Raw genomic sequence first — 15,877 nt, 5'->3', positions numbered from 1 at the left:
GAGGAAGGAGCCGACGATGGCCCTGTTCAAGAAGCGCGCGGTGGGCAAACCGGGCGAGTGGTACTACTGCCTGGAGCACAAGAAGGTCGAGGAGGGCCCCGAGTGCCCGGCCAAGAACCGCTTCGGCCCGTACGCAAGCCGCGAGGAGGCGTCCCACGCGATGGAGACCGCGCGGGAACGCAACCTGGAGTGGGAGAACGACCCGAACTGGCACGACGCCCCGAAGCCGGACGCGGGCCGGGAGTAGGGGACCGGCTCCGGGAGAGGGGGGATGAGCCGGGAGCCGGGGGTCACGCCGGGGCCTCCCTCCCGGCCCCGGCCCGCTCCTCGCCCCGGGCCTGCTGACGGGCCTTGTGGCGCAGCGCGTCCTCGTCCTTCTCGGCGTCGTACGTGAGGAGCTTCGGCAGGGCCAGACAGAGCAGGCCCACCGAGGCGACGCAGGCCACACCTCCCGTCCAGACCGCCGCGCGGGTGCCCGTCCAGCCCGCCATGGCACCCGCCCTGACCTGCCCGAGCTGGGGTCCGACGCTGTACGAGAGGACCTCGATGCCGGCCAGTCGGCCGCGCAGCTCCTCAGGGATCGTCTGGTTCCAGATCGTGGCGCGGCCCAGACCGCTCAGCATGTCGCCGGCGCCCGCGAAGCCCAGGCAGAGCAGGACCAGCCACACGTTCGAGAACCAGCCCGCCGCGGCGATCGCCAGACCCCAGCCGGCCGCGCCGCACACCACGAGGAGCCCGTGCCTGCGGACCCTCGACGTCCAGCCGCTGGTGAGACCGAGCACGAGCGAGCCGACCGAGCCCGCGGCGTACATCAGCCCCAGCGACCACTCCGCGTCCAGCTCGTCCGCGAGGAACGGGAAGATCGTGTTCGGGAAGGCGAAGAACATCGCCGCGAGGTCGATGGCGTACGTGCCGAGCAGCACCGGCCGCGACCACGCGTAGCGCGCGCCCTCCGCGATGCCGCGCAGGGAGGGCTTCTCGGCGTCGTGCGCGGGCGGCGCGGGGGACAGCCGGCGGCACAGCAGGACGGAGACGGCGAAGCCGACGAGCGTCACCCCGTACGCCGTCGCGTGTCCGGCATACGTCACCACGAGCCCGGCGAGCGCCGGGCCGGCGATCGCGCCCATCTGCCAGCGCAACGAGTTCAGCGCCGCCGCGGCCGTCTGCTGCTCGTGCGGCACGATCCGCGCCAGGAGCGAGTCGAGGGCCGGCCGCTGGAGCCCCGCCAGAGCGGACACACCGGCCGCGACGACGTACAGCGGCCAGAGCATGGGGGACGGCAGCACCGCGTTGAGCAGCAGGATCAGGGCCAGCACCCCCAGCCCCGCCTCGGTCGCGACGATCACCTTGCGCCGGTCGACCGCGTCGGCGAGCGCGCCGCCGTACAGGCCGCACACGACCAGCGGCACCAGCTCGACGGCACCCATCGCCCCCACGGCCAACGGTGAACCGGTCAGCTCCTTCACCTGCAGCGGCAGCGCGATCAGCGCCATGAAGCTGCTGAAGTACGTCACCAGGCCCTGGACCCACAGCAGCCGGAAGTCGGCCGACGACCGCCACGGAGCGGGATCGGGCAGCACGGAGGAGAGCTTCGTGAAGAGCTTCGAGGCGGGTTTCGGGGAGGGCTTCGAGGTCACGAAGGGCCATGCTCGGGCGGCGCCTCGGCGGTGGCAATCGAATTACGGGGCCCGCCGGGGACCGGCCTACCAGCGGGACGGCGGCGGGGCCGTCAGATGGTCCGCCAGACGGGAGAGACGGTCCCGGAAGCGGCGGCGGCCACGGGACGAGGGCAGGCTGTTCTCGCCGGCCGCGGCGCTCACCAGGTGCTGGACCGTGTCCAGGTCGACCTCCGCCGCCTCGTCCACCGTCAGCGCCTCGTGCGCCAGGCCGTGCACCTCCGGGTCGCCGTCGTCCAGGGACAGGACCGTCGCCCCGGCCCGGCGGGCGTGGTGGACGCGTTCCAGGACCCGGGCGCCCGGCCGCTCCGGCGCCACCATCAGCAGCGTCGCCCCGCGCCCCGCCGACTCCAGCCGCCCGAGCCCCACCGCCAGGTGCGGCGGGTCCCCCGGCCGCACCCGGTGGCGTACCAGCGTCGGCGCCAGCTCCGGCTGCCCCGACCAGGCGGCCTCGTCCACCAGATGCGCCGCCAGATGCCACGGCTCGTACTCCTCCGTGCCCACCAGCAGCAGCCCGCCGCCGTGCGACACCACGGAGGACCGCAGCGACCCCGCGAACCGCCGGGCCGCCCTCGGCCACTCGGTCCCGGCGAGCACTTCCCGCAGCAACGCGACGCGAACGGCATCCATGGGTCCGCATCCTGCCGCAGCCGGGCCTCGTTCGCGGGCGGTTGCCGAGGGTTCCCCCGTACGGGACACGGGACACGGGACCGGAAAGGAACACGGACCCGAAAGGGAACACGGACCGGAACCACCGGCCGGTCCTCCACGACGACCGGCCAGTAATGTCGAGGCCATGACTTCCTCGACTTCCTCGAACGGCACCACCGCGCCCGCCACGCCCAAGGACCCGTGGGACCTCCCCGACGTGTCGGGACTCGTCGTCGGCGTCCTCGGCGGCACCGGCGACCAGGGCCGCGGCCTCGCCTACCGGCTCGCCAAGGCCGGCCAGAAGGTGATCATCGGCTCTCGCGCGGCCGACCGCGCCCGGGCCGCCGCCGGCGAGCTCGGTCTCGGCATCGAGGGCGCCGACAACGCCGAGTGCGCCCGCCGCAGCGACATCGTGATCGTCGCCGTGCCGTGGGACGGGCACGCCAAGACCCTGGAGGCGCTGCGGGACGAACTCGCCGGCAAGCTCGTCGTCGACTGCGTCAACCCGCTCGGCTTCGACAAGAAGGGCGCCTACGCCCTCAAGCCCGAGGAGGGCTCCGCCGCCGAGCAGGCCGCCGCGCTGCTGCCCGGCTCCCGGGTCGCCGCCGCCTTCCACCACCTCTCCGCCGTCCTGCTCCAGGACGCCTCGATCGACGAGATCGACACGGATGTGATGGTCCTCGGCGAGGAGCGCGCCGACGTCGAGATCGTCCAGGCGCTCGCCGGCCGCATCCCCGGCATGCGGGGCGTCTTCGCCGGCCGGCTGCGCAACGCGCACCAGGTCGAGTCGCTCGTCGCCAACCTGATCTCCGTCAACCGGCGGTACAAGGCCCACGCGGGCCTGCGCGTCACCGACGTCTGAGCGACGTGGACGTACGAGCGGTTCCCGGCATGGGGGACACTGGACGGGCACGATCAGCCGTACCCGGACAGGAGCCGACCCCCATGCCCCGCCTCGCTCTGTACGCCCTCGCCGTCTGCGCCCTCTCCGTGGCCGCGGCCGTCGTCTCCTTCGTCGCGGGGAGCTGGCTCGGGATCGTCTGGGTGCTCCTGGCCGGCCTCTCCTCCAACATGGCCTGGTACTACATCCGCCGAGCGCGCGCGGCGAACGCCTAGACCTGGCAGATCTCCGGCGTCTCCTGCCAGAAGCGGTAGAGGTTGGAGCCGCAGTAGCGGGAGATCTCCGGCACACCGAGCGCCCGCATCAGCGCGTCGATCGTGTCGAAGAACGCGCCGTTGATCGCCGGCACGAAGAGCAGCGCGATCACGACGAAGAAGCCGTAGGGCGCGTACGGCTCGATCTGCCGCTTCAGCTTGTACGAGAGCCAGGGCTCGATCACCCCGTAGCCGTCCAGCCCCGGCACCGGCAGGAAGTTCAGGAGCGCGGCGGTCACCTGGAGGAACGCCAGGAAGGCGAGCGCGTAACGGAACGCGGGCGGGACGCCGTCGAGCGCGTCCAGCCAGAACGGCGCCGTGCACACGATCGCGAACAGGACGTTGGTGAGCGGGCCCGCCGCCGAGATCAGACTGTGCTTCCAGCGGCCCCGGACGCGGCCCTGCTCGATGAAGACCGCGCCGCCCGGCAGACCGATACCGCCCATGATCACGAAGAGCACGGGCAGGATGATGCTGAGCACGGCATGGGTGTACGCGAGCGGGTTGAGCGTGAGGTAGCCCTTCGCGCCGACCGTGATGTCCCCGCCGTGCAGGGCGGTGCGGGCGTGCGCGTACTCGTGGAGACAGAGCGAGACGATCCACGCCGAGGTCACGAAGAGGAAGATCGCGAGCCCGGGTGAGGCCGCGAAGTCGGTCCACACGGCCCAGCCGGTGACCGCCATGACGGCGAGGATCGCCAGGAAGACCGGGCTGATCCTGCGCTCGTGGCTGCGGGTGGTGGCCGTGGACATCGGTGGGACTCCCTGAGGCGCGGCGGGTGTGTGCGGGGAACGTGCCGGGGCGGGGGTGAGTTCCTGCGCTGATCCCCGGCTCACGGAGAATAGAGCCTGTGCGCTATTCCGTCCTCGGCCCGGTCCGGGTCCACACCGCCGACGGCACGTCCGTCGCGGTCGGCGGGCCCCGGCTGCGGGCCCTGCTGACCGTACTGGCGCTGCGCGCGGGCCGGACCGTCCCGGTCGCCGTACTCGTCGACGAGGTCTGGGACGGCGAACCGCCGACCGACGGTACCGCGGCGCTCCAGGCCCTGGTGGGGCGGCTGCGCCGGGCGCTCGGCAGGGAGGCCGTGATCTCGGCGGAGGGCGGCTACCGGCTGGCCGCGGGCCCGGACGACGTGGACGCGCACCGCTTCGAACGGCTGGTGACGGAGGGCGTACGGTCGCTCGACACGGGCGACCCGGGCCGGGCGGCGGCCTCCTCGACGAGGCGCTCGGGCTGTGGCGGGGGCCCTCTTCGAGGGCTTCACCCTCGGCAGCCTGGGGTGGCTCGACAACCTCGACGGCGCGTACGCGTCCGCGCTGACGCGCTCCCGGGAGGCCCTGGAGCGGTCCAGGGGCACGCTGTCGATGATGGTGGCCCCGCAGATGCCGGCCATCCATCTGGTGACCGCGGCCTGGGCCCTGACCTGCCTCGGCGGACGGCACGCGACGATCGGAGCCCGAATCCTGGGCGCTTCCCGGAATCTCCTGCCCTCGGGACACCTGCTCGCGCCGTTGGAGCGGGAGAACCTGGAGCGCGCGACGGAGTTCGCCCGCTCCGTGCTCGGCGACGCGGCCTTCGAAGCGGCGTACGCCGAGGGCGGCGGCCTCACCCTCGGGGAGGCCACCGCCCTGCTCGACGGCGCCGACGCGATCAGAAGGCGTGCCGAGTCCTGAAACCCCCGTCCGTACGGCTCAGGTCTTCTTGCGGAACTTGGCGACCGCGAGCGGCGCCGTGACGACCGTGATCAGCAGCGCCCAGCCGAGGGTCATCCACACCGACTCGGCCACCGGACCGCCGTTGATCAGGTTCCGCGCCGCGTCGGCGAGGTTCGACAGCGGGTTGTAGTCGGTGAAGGTCTCCAGCCAGCCGGGCATCGACGTCGGCGGGGCGAAGATCGACGAGCCGAACTGCAGCGGCATCAGTACGAGCATGGCCACTCCCTGGACGGCCTGCGCCGTCTTCATGGTGAGACCGAGCAGCATGAAGATCCACATCAGCGAGGCGCCGAACACCACGGACAGACCGATCGCGGCGAAGAGGTCCAGGACCGAGGTCTTGATCTCCAGGCCGAGGAGGAAGCCCATCCCGAGCAGGATCGCGGTGGCGATCAGCATGCGGCCGATCTCCACGACGATCTTCGCGATGAGGACGGAGGACCGGGCGATCGGCATCGTGCGGAACCGGTCCATGACCCCCTTCTTGAAGTCGTCGTTGATGCCCACGCCGACGGCCATGGAGATGTTCATGCCCATCATCGCCATCAGGCCGGGCACGACGTAGTTCACGTACGCCTCGTTGTTGCCCTTGCCGGAGATCGCGCCGCCGAAGACGTACACGAACAGCAGGACGAAGATGATCGGCATCAGGACGGCGTCGAACATCGACTCCGGGTCCTGCTTGATCTGCAGCGCGTTGCGGCGGACCAGGGCGCCGATGTGGCGGAGGTTGGCCCGCGGGCCGATCCGGCCCTCGTCGGCGGGAGCGCCGCGCACCGGCGCCGGGCCCGGGGTGTCGACGGGGGACTTGGTGAGCTGTGTGGTCGTGGTGCTCATGCGGCGACCTCCTCGGGAATCGGGTCGGACACGGTCGCCTTCTGGCCGGTGATGGCCAGGAACACCTCGTCCAGACTGGGCAGATGGGTTCCGATGTGGGTGATGCCGTAGCCGCGCGCGCCCAGCAGGCCGACGACCGCGGTCAGTTGCTCGTCGCTGAGGATCGGGACGTACAGCACGCCCTCGTCGGGGACGACGGTCGAGCCGGCGATGCCGTCGAGACCGGACTCGCGCAGCGCGCCGGCCATCGCGGGCAGGTCGTCCGGGTCCACCGGACGGATCTTCAGGGTGCGGCCGCCGACCCGGGCCTTGAGCTCGTCGACCTTGCCGTTGGCGATGACCCGGCCGCGGTCGATGACGGTCAGCTCGCTCGCGAGCTGTTCGGCCTCTTCCATGTACTGGGTGGTGAGCAGGACGGTCACGCCCTCCGACACCATCCGCTGGACCTCGTCCCAGACTTCGTTGCGGGTCCGCGGGTCGAGGCCGGTGGTGGGCTCGTCCAGGTAGAGGACGGCCGGCTGCCCGATCATCGAGGCGGCCAGATCGAGCCTGCGGCGCATTCCGCCGGAGTAGTTCATCGCGGGCCGCTTGGCGGCCTCGGTGAGCGAAAAGCGCTCCAGCATCTCGTCGGCGCGGCGCCGGGCGTCCTTGCGGGAGAGGTCGAGCAGCCGCCCGATCATGTAGAGGTTCTCCCAGCCGGAGAGCTTCTCGTCGACCGAGGCGTACTGGCCGGTGAGCCCTATGGTGCGGCGGAGCTGGCGGGGCTGCCTCACCACGTCGTAGCCGGCGACGGTGGCGGTCCCGGAGTCCGGGACGATCAGGGTGGACAGGCAGCGGACGAGGGTGGTCTTGCCGGCGCCGTTCGGGCCGAGGACCCCCAGGACCGTGCCCTCCCGTACATCGAGATCGACCCCGTCGAGGGCCTTCGTCTCGCCGTAGTGCTTCACGAGGCCCCGTACCTCGACGGCGTTGGTGTGTGATCGCGTCATGCCCCTAGTGGACCAGCCGCCACCGACAACGCCCCGACAGCCGACCGACAGCCCGCCGATGGGGGATGTCGGCGGGCTGTCGGTCGTACCGCGGTGGCTGCTGTGGCCAGGGACTGTCCGGCGGATCAGGGCCGGACAGGCCCTAGGGCGTGTCTTTCGGATCTTGCCGGGCTCGCGGCGTCCGGCACGCACGCTCGCCGCGTTGTCGTCGGTCGCCAACGCTCCGCGTTGTCTCCCTCCTCCGCCTTGCGATCGCACGCACCGGACGCCGCTCCCTGATCCGGCCTGATCCAAAAGACACGCCCTAGTGGAAGGTGTGCTCCTCGGCGGGGAACGCCCCGCCGGTCACGTCCTCCGCGAAGGCGCGGGCGGCGCCGCCGAGCGTCTGTCGCAGGTCGGCGTACTGCTTGGTGAAGCGCGGCACCTTGCCGCCGGTCAGACCGGCCATGTCGGTCCAGACGAGGACCTGGGCGTCGGTGTCGGGTCCGGCGCCGATGCCGATGGTCGGGATGTGCAGGGAACGGGTGACCTCGGCGGCCAGTTCGGCCGGTACGAGCTCCAGGACGACCGCGAACGCGCCCGCGTCCTGCGCCGCCTTGGCGTCGCTGAGCAGCCGGTGCGCGGCCTCGTCGCCGCGGCCCTGTACGCGGTAGCCCATGGTGTTGACGGACTGCGGGGTCAGGCCCAGGTGGGACATGACCGGGATCCCGGCCTGGACGAGCAGCTCGGTCTGCGGCAGCGAACGCTCGCCGCCCTCCAGCTTGACCGCGTTGACTCCCGCGTCCTTGACGAGGCGGGTGGCGTTGCGCAGGGCCTGCACGGGCCCTTCCTGGTACGAACCGAAGGGGAGGTCGCCGACGACCAGGGCGCGCTTGGTGCCCCGTACGACGGCGGCGGACAGCATCGTCATCTCGTCCATCGTGACGGGCACGGTGGTGTCGTAGCCGAGATGGCAGTTGCCCATGGAGTCGCCGACCAGGACGACCGGGATGCCGGCCTCGTCGAAGACGGACGCGGTCATCGCGTCGTAGGCGGTGAGCATGGGCCACTTCTCGCCCCGGGTCTTGGCGGCTGCGATGTCGTGGACGGTGATGCGGCGCGTGCCCTTGCCTCCGTACAGCGCCTTGGCGCTGTCGGGGGACTGCTTCTGGGCAGCCTGAAGCGTCATGGTGAACGGCTCCTTCGTCATCTCGAGGCGCCCTGACGGCGTCCCCGGACCACGTCCATGGTGGCACTCCGCGCCGGGGAGGGGGAAGTGGGCCGGAGTGGTGCTCTTCACACCGCCGGGAAAACGCACGAATGTGCGCGTTCTGTCACAGCCGCGCCACCCGCGCCGCCGACCGGAACCCGCCGCGCCGCCCTGTCGTCCCTCGTGGCAGTACGACCCGTCCGTCATCACCTAGTGTCGACCTCGGGTCGCGGAGCAAGAACGAGAAGCAGAGCAAGACAGCACGGCGGCAAGGCAGTGAGGACAGCGGAGATGGCGCGGGTGGACATGGCGGATACCGAGAACGGCGGCGCACGGGACGAGCGCTCCGGATCCCGGATCCGATCGGCGTTCGACCGCCTGCGGGGCGACCGGGGCATCTGGCGCCGCGGGATCCTGCTGGCCGCCTGCGCGGTCCTGCTCACCTTCCTGATGGTCTTCCACGCCGAGATCCCCAACCGGGTCGGCAACCTGGGCAGCCTGACCGAGACCTTCCTGCCCTGGGTGGGCCTCTTCGTGCCGGTCCTGCTCGTCCTGGCCCTGCTGCGGCGCTCCGCGACCGCGCTGATCGCCCTGCTGCTCCCGGCCGTGGTCTGGCTCAACCTCTTCGGCGGCCTGGTCACCGACAAGTCCACCGCCGGCGGCGACCTGACCGTCGCCACCCACAACGTGAACGCCGACAACCCCGACCCCGAGGGCACGGCCCGCCAGATCGCCGCGTCCGGCGCCGACGTGGTCGCCCTGGAGGAGCTCAAGGGCGAGATGGTCCCGGTCTACGAGCGGGGGCTGGCCGACACGTACAAGTACCACTCCGTGCAGGGCACCGTCGGGCTGTGGAGCAAGTACCCGATGAGCGAGACGCGCGACGTCGACATCCAGATGGGCTGGACGCGCGCCATGCGCTCCACCGTCACCACCCCCAAGGGCGAGGTGGCCGTGTACGTCGCCCACCTGCCGTCCGTACGGGTCAGGCTCGACGCGGGCTTCACCGCCAATCAGCGCGACAACAGCGCCAACGCGCTGGGTGAGGCCATCGCCGCCGACCCGCACGAGCGGATCGTGCTGCTCGGCGACCTCAACGGCACCATGAACGACCGCTCGCTCAACGCCGTCACCTCCCAGATGCGCTCCACCCAGGGCGCCTCCGGCGACGGCTTCGGCTTCAGCTGGCCGGCGTCGTTCCCGATGGCGCGGATCGACCAGATCATGGTCAAGAACGTCGAGCCGGTCTCCTCCTGGGCGCTTCCGGAGACGAAGAGCGACCATCTGCCGATCGCGGCCCGCGTCCGGCTCTGACGGATTCCCGGGCGTCCACACCGGCATCCCGCGGCCTCCCCCGGCATTCCCGGCATCCTCCTGCATCTGTCCGAAACCTCCCCTTCATCCGACGGAAGCCCGCGGGAACATTTCACCTGAGAGCATTTGTTCCGTAGAAGAACTAACTTCTGGAAAGGCTCTCCCCATGCCCCTGGCGCTGCTCGCGCTCGCCGTCTCCGCCTTCGGCATCGGCACCACCGAATTCGTCATGATGGGCCTGCTGCCCAACGTCGCCGACGACCTCGGCACCTCCGTCCCCACCGCGGGCCACCTCGTCTCCGCCTACGCGATCGGCGTCGTCATCGGCGCCCCGCTGCTCACCGCCCTCGGCTCCCGCGTCCCGCGCAAGCGGATGCTGCTCCTGCTGATGGCCCTGTTCACCGTCGGCAACCTGGCCTCCGCGTTCGCGCCCGGCTTCGGCTGGCTGATCGGGGGCCGGGTCCTCGCCGGGCTGCCGCACGGCGCGTTCTTCGGCGTCGGCGCCGTCGTCGCCGCGCGCCTGGTACGCGAGGACCGGCAGGCACGGGCCGTCGCCACGATGTTCCTCGGCCTGACGGTCGCCAACATCCTCGGCGTACCCGCGGCGACCCTGCTCGGCCAGCACCTCGGCTGGCGCGCCACCTTCCTCGTCGTCGGCGCCATCGGCCTGCTCGCCATGGCGGCGCTGGCCCGTCTGGTCCCGTACGTCCCCGTGGAGGCGCACCAGAGCCTCGGGCGGGAGCTGCGCGCGCTGCGCCGTCCCCAGGTGCTGCTCGGACTGCTCACCGCCGTCTTCGGCTTCGCCGGCGTCTTCGCCGTCTACTCCTACCTCGCCTCGATGACCACCGAGGTGATGGGCTTCGGCGCGTCCTCCGTCACCGTCGTCCTCGCCCTCTTCGGCATCGGCATGACCGCCGGGGCGCTCGCCGCCGGCCCGCTGACCGACCGGGCGCTGCGACCGACCCTGTACGGCTCCCTCGGCGCGCTCGCCCTCGTCCTGGTCGCCTTCCGGTTCACCGTCCACGTGCCGTGGCTGGCGCTCGTGACGGTCGTCGTCCTCGGCGCGGTCGGCTTCATGACCACCACCCCGCTCCAGATGCTGGTCATGAACCAGGCCAAGGACGCGCCCACCCTGGCCTCCGCCTCGAACCACTCCGCCTTCAACCTGGCCAACGCGGGCGGGGCCTGGGCCGGCGGCGCGGCCGTCGCCGCGGGCTGGGGCTGGACCTCCCCGACACTCGTGGGCGCGGGCCTCGCGGTGGTGGGCCTGGCCATCGCCGCCGTGGCGGGACTGCTCGACCGTACGGCGAAGGGGACCTCCCGCGTCGTCGCGGGAAGCCCCCTGGCGGCCGTGGACGAGCGGGTCAGTGGGTCGTCGTCTCGCGCCAACGGTTCGTGATCGGCAGGCGGCGGTCCTTGCCGAAGCCCTTCGCCGAGATCTTGGTGCCCGGCGGGTACTGGCGCCGCTTGTACTCCGCCGTGTCCACCATCCGCAGCGTCCTGGTCACCAGCTCCTCGTCGAAACCGGCCGCGACGATCGCGTCCTTGCCCCGGTCGCGGTCGATGTACAGCGCGAGGAGCCGGTCCAGGACGTCGTAGTCGGGCAGCGAGTCCGTGTCGACCTGGCCCGGCCGCAGCTCGGCGCTCGGCGGCTTGCTGATCGAGCTCTCCGGGATCGGCGGGGTCTGGCCGCGCTCCTCGGCCGCCCGGTTGCGCCAGCGCGCGAGACGGAACACGGCCGACTTGTACACGTCCTTGATGGGGCCGTAGGCGCCGACCGAGTCGCCGTACAGGGTCGAATACCCCACCGCCAGCTCGGACTTGTTGCCCGGCGCGAGGACGATGTGGCCCTCCTGGTTGGAGATCGCCATCAGCATCGTCCCGCGCAGCCGTGACTGGAGGTTCTCCTCCGCGAGGCCGGTGAGGCCGAGGGAGCCCATGTACGCGTCGAACATCGGCTCGATCGAGACCGTACGGAAGTTGAGCCCGGTGCGCCGGGCCAGTTCGGCGGCGTCGCCACGGGAGTGGTCCGAGGAGTACTTCGACGGCATCGAGACGCCGTACACGTGCTGCGCGCCGACCGCGTCGCAGGCGATCGCGGCGACGAGCGCCGAGTCGATGCCGCCGGACAGGCCGACGAGAACGGAACGGAAGCCGTTCTTGGCGACGTACGCCCGCAGACCCACGACCAGCGCCGAGTACACCTCCTCGTCGTCGTCGAGCCGGTCCGCGTACCCCCCGGTCAGCTCCGGCTCGTACGCGGGCACCGGGTCCTCGGACAGGATCACGCGGTCGATCCGCAGCCCGTCGTCGACGACGCCCGTCGGGGCGACGGCCGCGGCGGCCGGCAGATCGAGGTCGAGGATCACGCTGCCCTCGGAGAACTGCGGCGCGCGCGCGACGACTTCGCCGTTCGCGTCGACGACGATCGAGTCGCCGTCGAAGACGAGGTCGTCCTGGCCGCCGATCATCGCGACGTAGGCGGTGGTGCAGCCGGCCTCCTGGGCGCGCTTGCGGACCAGTTCGAGCCGGGTGTCGTCCTTGTTCTGCTCGTACGGCGAGGCGTTGATCGAGACGAGCAGCCCGGCGTTCGCGCTGCGGGCCGCCGGGACCCGGCCGCCGTCCTGCCAGAGGTCCTCGCAGATGGCGAGGGCGACGTCGACGCCGTGGACCCGGACGACGGGCATGGTGTCGCCGGGCACGAAATAGCGGAACTCGTCGAAGACGCCGTAGTTCGGGAGGTGGTGCTTGGCGAAGGACAGCGCGACCCCGCCCCGGTGCAGCACCGCCGCCGCGTTCTGCGGCGCGCCGGCGGGCTGGCCGTACCTCGGCTGCGCCCGCTCGGAACGGTCGAGATAGCCGACGATCACCGGGAGCTCCCCGAACCCCTCGTCGTCGAGCCGCCGCGCGAGCGCCCGCAGGGCGGACCGGGAAGCCTCGACGAAGGACGACCGCAGCGCCAGGTCCTCGACGGGGTAGCCGGTCAGCACCATCTCCGGGAACGCGACCAGGTGCGCGCCCTGCGCGGCGGAGTGCCGGGTCCAGTGGACGATCGCCTCGGCGTTCGCGGCGAGATCGCCGACGGTCGAGTCGATCTGATTCAGAGCGAGGCGTAGTTGAGGCACCCGCCCAGTGTAATCGTCAGAGCGACGCGATGTCCTGGGATACGCCGGGGATCCGGCCGCGCGGGGCACTCGGCGTCCCTCCGGGTGCCCCGCACGGCAGGGGGCGTGTCCTTACGAGGCAGGGCCGGTCCAGATGGCGTTGTCGTACTTCAGGACCGTCGGACCCACCTCCAGCTGGATCTCGCCGGTCGCGTCGGCGGGCAGCGAGAAGGCGAAGTTCGCCTTCGCCTGCCTGCCCGGCAGCAGCGTGCCCTGGAACGGCTCGGACGCCCGGCTGCCGTCGAAGATCTGGCTCGCCCGCGCGCCCTGGCCGTCCCGCACGTCCGGCAGCGCGGTCGTGATGTCGATGGCCTTCTTGCCGCCGTTGACGATGGTGATGGTCAGCTGGACCGCCTTGTTGCCCTTGGTGTGACCGGCGGCGAACTGGTCCGGCCGGTACGCGCGCGGCTTGGAGACCGTCACCTTCACACCGTCCTCGTACGTGTGCGTCCCCCCGAACGCCAGCGTCGCCGGGCCGGTCTCGGTGGGCTCGGGCTCCGGGGCGCCCGCCCCCGGCTCGGCGGGAGCGGTGCTCGCGCCCTCCGGCCGGCGCTCCTCCCGCTCGATGTCGTCGCGGACGTCCTTCACCGCCGTGATGATGACGATCAGCCAGACGAGCGCGGCGGCGATCGCGACCGAGCCGAGGACGATGCCGGCCACCGCCGCGCCCTTGTCCGTCGCCTCGCCCTTGCCGGCGCGGGCGTGACCGACGATGCCGAGGACGAGGGCCACGACGCCGAGGATGCCGCCCAGCCAGAACAGGAACGGGATGATCCCGAAGAACAGCCCCACGCCGCCCACGACCAGCGCGCCGATCCCGAGGCCGTTGCGGACCTGGTGCGGCGGCGGCATCGGCGGGCCGGGCAGCACGGTCGGCGGCGGCCCCCAGGGGGACTGGTCGGGGGCGTTCGGGGGCACGGTCATGCGGCATCCTTCGAGCGAGTAGGGGGCTCAGGGGGGGCTTCGTCCGTCATGGACGCATCACACCGGCCCTGGTGATCAAGACGTTAGGCCAGCCGAATGTGTACAGGCCAGGGATTTTGTGGACGAGACGTGTTCGTGACCCGCCCGCCGCGGAACGCGGTCGCCGTCGATCCCGGTCGCCGCGGGTTCGCGGTCGCCGGGGCCCGGTCGAGGGGCGGGTGTCGACCTCGTGAAAGTCTGGCTCGCACCACTCGTCGTCTCCGTCGGCCAGGGAGCCTTCTTGAGCGTGTTCGTACGGATCGGGGGCGTGGCCCACCACGTCGTCGTCGAGGGCTCGGGGCCCGTCTGCGTCCTGAGCGCCGGGCTCGCCATGAGCTGGTTCGACTGGGACCCGGTCGTCCCGCTGCTCACCCCGCACCGCACGGTGGTCCGCTTCGACCGGCCGGGCCACGGGCTCTCCGCACCCGCCGCCGTACCGCCCAGCGCGACGGGCGAGGCCCACCGGATCGCGGGGCTCCTGGACGCGCTCGGCCTGCCGGGCCCCGCCACCGTCGTGGGGCACTCCATCGCCGGCTTCCACGCGGAGGCCTTCGCCCGGCTGCACCCGGACCGTACCGCCGGGATCGTCCTCGTCGACTCCTCCGTCGAGGAGCACGCCCGTACCCCCGCGGCCCCCGTCCTGCGCACCGCCGCCGCCCACGGCCTCGGGACCCTGCTCGGCGCCGTCGGCGCCCCCGCCGCGGCCGGCCCGGCCGTCCGCCGCGCCACCGTCCGCATGTCCCGCGCCCGGCGCGGCGCCGACCCGGCGCCCGCCGCACTCGTCCGCCGCGTCTACGCCACCTCACGGGCCCTGCGCGGCGCGCTCCTGGAGAACACCCACTACCGCGCGGTCGCCGCCGAACTCCTCACCCTCCGCGGGCGCTTCCCGCTGCCACCCGACCGGCCCGTCACCGTCCTCGCGGCCCCCGACGGCTCGGCCCGCTGGGCGGGCCGCCAACGCGCACTGGCCCGAGCGCTCGGCGCCCGCTACGAGGCGGTCGAGCCCTCGGGCCATCTGGTGATGCTGGACCGCCCGGAAGCCGTGGCACGGGCGGTACTGGAGCAGGATCAGGATCGGGGTCGGGATCAGGACGTGGCGTAGACGCGCGTGCAGAACTCCTTGATCTGCTCGTCGTCCAGGTGCTGCGCCAGATCGGCCTCGCTGATCATGCCCACGAGCCGCTTGTTCTCGATGACGGGAAGCCGCTTGATCTGGTGGCCCGTCATCTCGTCGAGGACCTCGCTCACGTCCGAACCCGCGTCGATCCAGCGCGGGGTGCCCTGCGCCATCTCGCCGCAGGTGACCTTCGCCGGGTCATGACCCTCGGCCACACAGCCGACCACGATGTCACGGTCCGTGATGATGCCGCAGAGCCGTTCGTTCTCGTCGGCGATCGGCAGCGCGCCGACATTCAGGTCGCGCATCAGCTGCGCCGCGCGGTCGAGCGTCTCGTGCCGGGGGATCCAACGGGCCCCGGGATGCATGATGTCCTTCGCCGTGGTCATGGGGTGCGTACCTCCGTAGAACGTCGTCGTACCTACGTCCCCGAGCGTCACCCATTGTCCGCGTGCGGCGCGGCCCCCGCGACCGGTGCGGGTCGCGGGGGCCGCTCTCGGCTCCGAGGGGCGTCAGGCGCGCGGCTTCGCGCCCCGCTGCTTCAGCAGCTCCGCCATCAGGCCCATCTCGGACTCCTGGGCGTCGACCATGCCCTGCGCGAGATTCCGCTCGACGTCCACGGAGCACTTGTCCACACAGCCCTGGGCCATGTGGACCCCGCCCTTGTGGTGGTCGGTCATCAGCTGGAGGTAGAGGATCTCCGCCTCCTCGCCACTGGCCTTCCGCAGCCGCTCCAGCTCCGTCTTCGTCGCCATGCCGGGCATCAGCGCCCCGTCGACGGGCCCGCTGCCGCCGTGCCCGCCCATGCCCATCCAGGCCATGGGCTCGGTTCCGGACTCGACCTTCGGCAGGCCCCACAGGTCCAGCCAGCCCAGCATCATGCCGCGCTGGTTGGCCTGGGTGTTGGCGATGTCGTACGCCAGCCGGCGCACGTCCTCGTCCGTCGTCCGGTCGCGGACGATGAACGACATCTCGACGGCCTGCTGATGGTGGACCGACATGTCACGGGCGAAGCCCGCGTCCGCCGAGCCCGACACGGGGGTCGCCGGCGCCTCCTCGCGCTCCGCGGAGGCGACCGTGACGGCGCCCCCGGCGAACAGCATCGCC

At 71.9% G+C, this 15,877-nt stretch carries 17 protein-coding genes and 1 pseudogene; 8 read left to right on the top strand and 10 right to left on the bottom strand.

The genetic code is table 11. From position 1 onward, the window contains the following. Positions 1-16 precede the first annotated feature (16 nt). Positions 17-247, top strand: coding sequence for a hypothetical protein (locus tag ABZY12_RS23300; RefSeq protein WP_356893309.1), 231 nt, complete (start codon positions 17-19; stop codon positions 245-247). Between the two features lie 43 nt (positions 248-290). Here the strand turns inward: ABZY12_RS23300 and ABZY12_RS23295 are convergent, their stop codons facing one another. Both ABZY12_RS23295 and ABZY12_RS23290 read right to left on the bottom strand, forming a co-directional pair. Next, entirely contained in the window at positions 291-1,637 is a 1,347-nt protein-coding gene (locus ABZY12_RS23295) for an MFS transporter (RefSeq protein WP_356893307.1), read from the bottom strand. 66 nt (positions 1,638-1,703) lie between these two features. Continuing rightward, positions 1,704-2,306, bottom strand: a complete 603-nt coding sequence (locus ABZY12_RS23290) for a hypothetical protein (RefSeq protein WP_356893305.1) — start codon at positions 2,304-2,306, stop codon at positions 1,704-1,706. Between the two features lie 166 nt (positions 2,307-2,472). Here ABZY12_RS23290 and npdG point away from each other — a divergent pair, with 166 nt between their 5' ends. Then, positions 2,473-3,189, top strand: coding sequence for an NADPH-dependent F420 reductase (gene npdG, locus ABZY12_RS23285; protein WP_356893303.1), 717 nt, complete (start codon positions 2,473-2,475; stop codon positions 3,187-3,189). A 29-nt stretch (positions 3,190-3,218) separates the two neighbouring features. Next, positions 3,219-3,443 carry a hypothetical protein gene (locus tag ABZY12_RS23280; RefSeq protein ID WP_356893301.1) on the top strand — a complete coding sequence of 75 codons (225 nt, stop codon included), beginning with the start codon at positions 3,219-3,221 and terminating at the stop codon, positions 3,441-3,443. Here the strand turns inward: ABZY12_RS23280 and ABZY12_RS23275 are convergent. Then, the gene (locus ABZY12_RS23275) at positions 3,440-4,234 is read right to left on the bottom strand and encodes a site-2 protease family protein (RefSeq protein WP_356893299.1); all 795 of its coding nucleotides are present in this window, start codon (positions 4,232-4,234) and stop codon (positions 3,440-3,442) included. The genes ABZY12_RS23280 and ABZY12_RS23275 overlap by 4 nt on opposite strands. Before the next feature lie 98 nt (positions 4,235-4,332). Here ABZY12_RS23275 and ABZY12_RS23270 point away from each other — a divergent pair. Further along, positions 4,333-4,730: pseudogene (locus tag ABZY12_RS23270) on the top strand (BTAD domain-containing putative transcriptional regulator); the annotation flags it as partial. Then, positions 4,718-5,155: a hypothetical protein gene (locus tag ABZY12_RS23265; protein WP_356893297.1), complete on the top strand. Its 438-nt coding sequence runs from the start codon at positions 4,718-4,720 to the stop codon at positions 5,153-5,155. The pseudogene ABZY12_RS23270 and the gene ABZY12_RS23265, both read left to right, overlap by 13 nt. Before the next feature lie 18 nt (positions 5,156-5,173). Here the strand turns inward: ABZY12_RS23265 and ABZY12_RS23260 are convergent, their stop codons facing one another. The 3 genes from ABZY12_RS23260 to panB all read right to left on the bottom strand — a co-directional run bounded on the left by ABZY12_RS23260 (position 5,174) and on the right by panB (position 8,191). After that, positions 5,174-6,034, bottom strand: a complete 861-nt coding sequence (locus tag ABZY12_RS23260; RefSeq protein WP_356893295.1) for an ABC transporter permease — start codon at positions 6,032-6,034, stop codon at positions 5,174-5,176. Next, positions 6,031-7,023 (bottom strand): ATP-binding cassette domain-containing protein, encoded by a 993-nt coding sequence (locus tag ABZY12_RS23255; protein ID WP_356893293.1) that lies wholly within the window; start codon positions 7,021-7,023, stop codon positions 6,031-6,033. The genes ABZY12_RS23260 and ABZY12_RS23255 overlap by 4 nt, the downstream gene beginning before the upstream one ends. 304 nt (positions 7,024-7,327) lie before the next feature. Next, a complete protein-coding gene (gene panB / locus ABZY12_RS23250) occupies positions 7,328-8,191 on the bottom strand; it encodes a 3-methyl-2-oxobutanoate hydroxymethyltransferase (protein ID WP_356893291.1) in 864 nt (287 codons plus the stop codon). Positions 8,192-8,503: 312 nt separating this feature from the next. Between panB and ABZY12_RS23245 the strand changes: the two genes are divergently transcribed. Next, a complete protein-coding gene (locus ABZY12_RS23245; protein WP_356893289.1) occupies positions 8,504-9,526 on the top strand; it encodes an endonuclease/exonuclease/phosphatase family protein in 1,023 nt (340 codons plus the stop codon). Between the two features lie 166 nt (positions 9,527-9,692). After that, positions 9,693-10,925, top strand: a complete 1,233-nt coding sequence (locus ABZY12_RS23240; protein WP_356893287.1) for an MFS transporter — start codon at positions 9,693-9,695, stop codon at positions 10,923-10,925. Here ABZY12_RS23240 and ABZY12_RS23235 read toward each other — a convergent pair. Beyond that, positions 10,891-12,651 carry an NAD+ synthase gene (locus ABZY12_RS23235; protein ID WP_356893285.1) on the bottom strand — a complete coding sequence of 587 codons (1,761 nt, stop codon included), beginning with the start codon at positions 12,649-12,651 and terminating at the stop codon, positions 10,891-10,893. The genes ABZY12_RS23240 and ABZY12_RS23235 overlap by 35 nt on opposite strands. A gap of 111 nt (positions 12,652-12,762) precedes the next feature. Next, positions 12,763-13,614: a DUF4190 domain-containing protein gene (locus tag ABZY12_RS23230; protein ID WP_356893283.1), complete on the bottom strand. Its 852-nt coding sequence runs from the start codon at positions 13,612-13,614 to the stop codon at positions 12,763-12,765. A 280-nt stretch (positions 13,615-13,894) separates the two neighbouring features. Here ABZY12_RS23230 and ABZY12_RS23225 point away from each other — a divergent pair, with 280 nt between their 5' ends. Continuing rightward, complete coding sequence (locus tag ABZY12_RS23225; RefSeq protein WP_356893281.1) at positions 13,895-14,755, top strand: alpha/beta hydrolase; 861 nt, start codon at positions 13,895-13,897, stop codon at positions 14,753-14,755. On the opposite strand, the gene ABZY12_RS23220 is transcribed toward ABZY12_RS23225, so the two are convergent. Together ABZY12_RS23220 and ABZY12_RS23215 are read right to left on the bottom strand one after the other, a co-directional pair. Next, a complete protein-coding gene (locus ABZY12_RS23220; protein ID WP_356893279.1) occupies positions 14,740-15,159 on the bottom strand; it encodes a CBS domain-containing protein in 420 nt (139 codons plus the stop codon). The genes ABZY12_RS23225 and ABZY12_RS23220 overlap by 16 nt on opposite strands. Before the next feature lie 123 nt (positions 15,160-15,282). Then, positions 15,283-15,873 (bottom strand): DUF305 domain-containing protein, encoded by a 591-nt coding sequence (locus ABZY12_RS23215; protein ID WP_356893398.1) that lies wholly within the window; start codon positions 15,871-15,873, stop codon positions 15,283-15,285. Positions 15,874-15,877 lie beyond the last annotated feature (4 nt).

The sequence above is a fragment of the Streptomyces sp. NPDC006551 genome (genome assembly GCF_040611675.1).
Lineage (GTDB): Bacteria > Actinomycetota > Actinomycetes > Streptomycetales > Streptomycetaceae > Streptomyces.
This window is presented reverse-complemented; position numbering and strand designations above follow the sequence as displayed.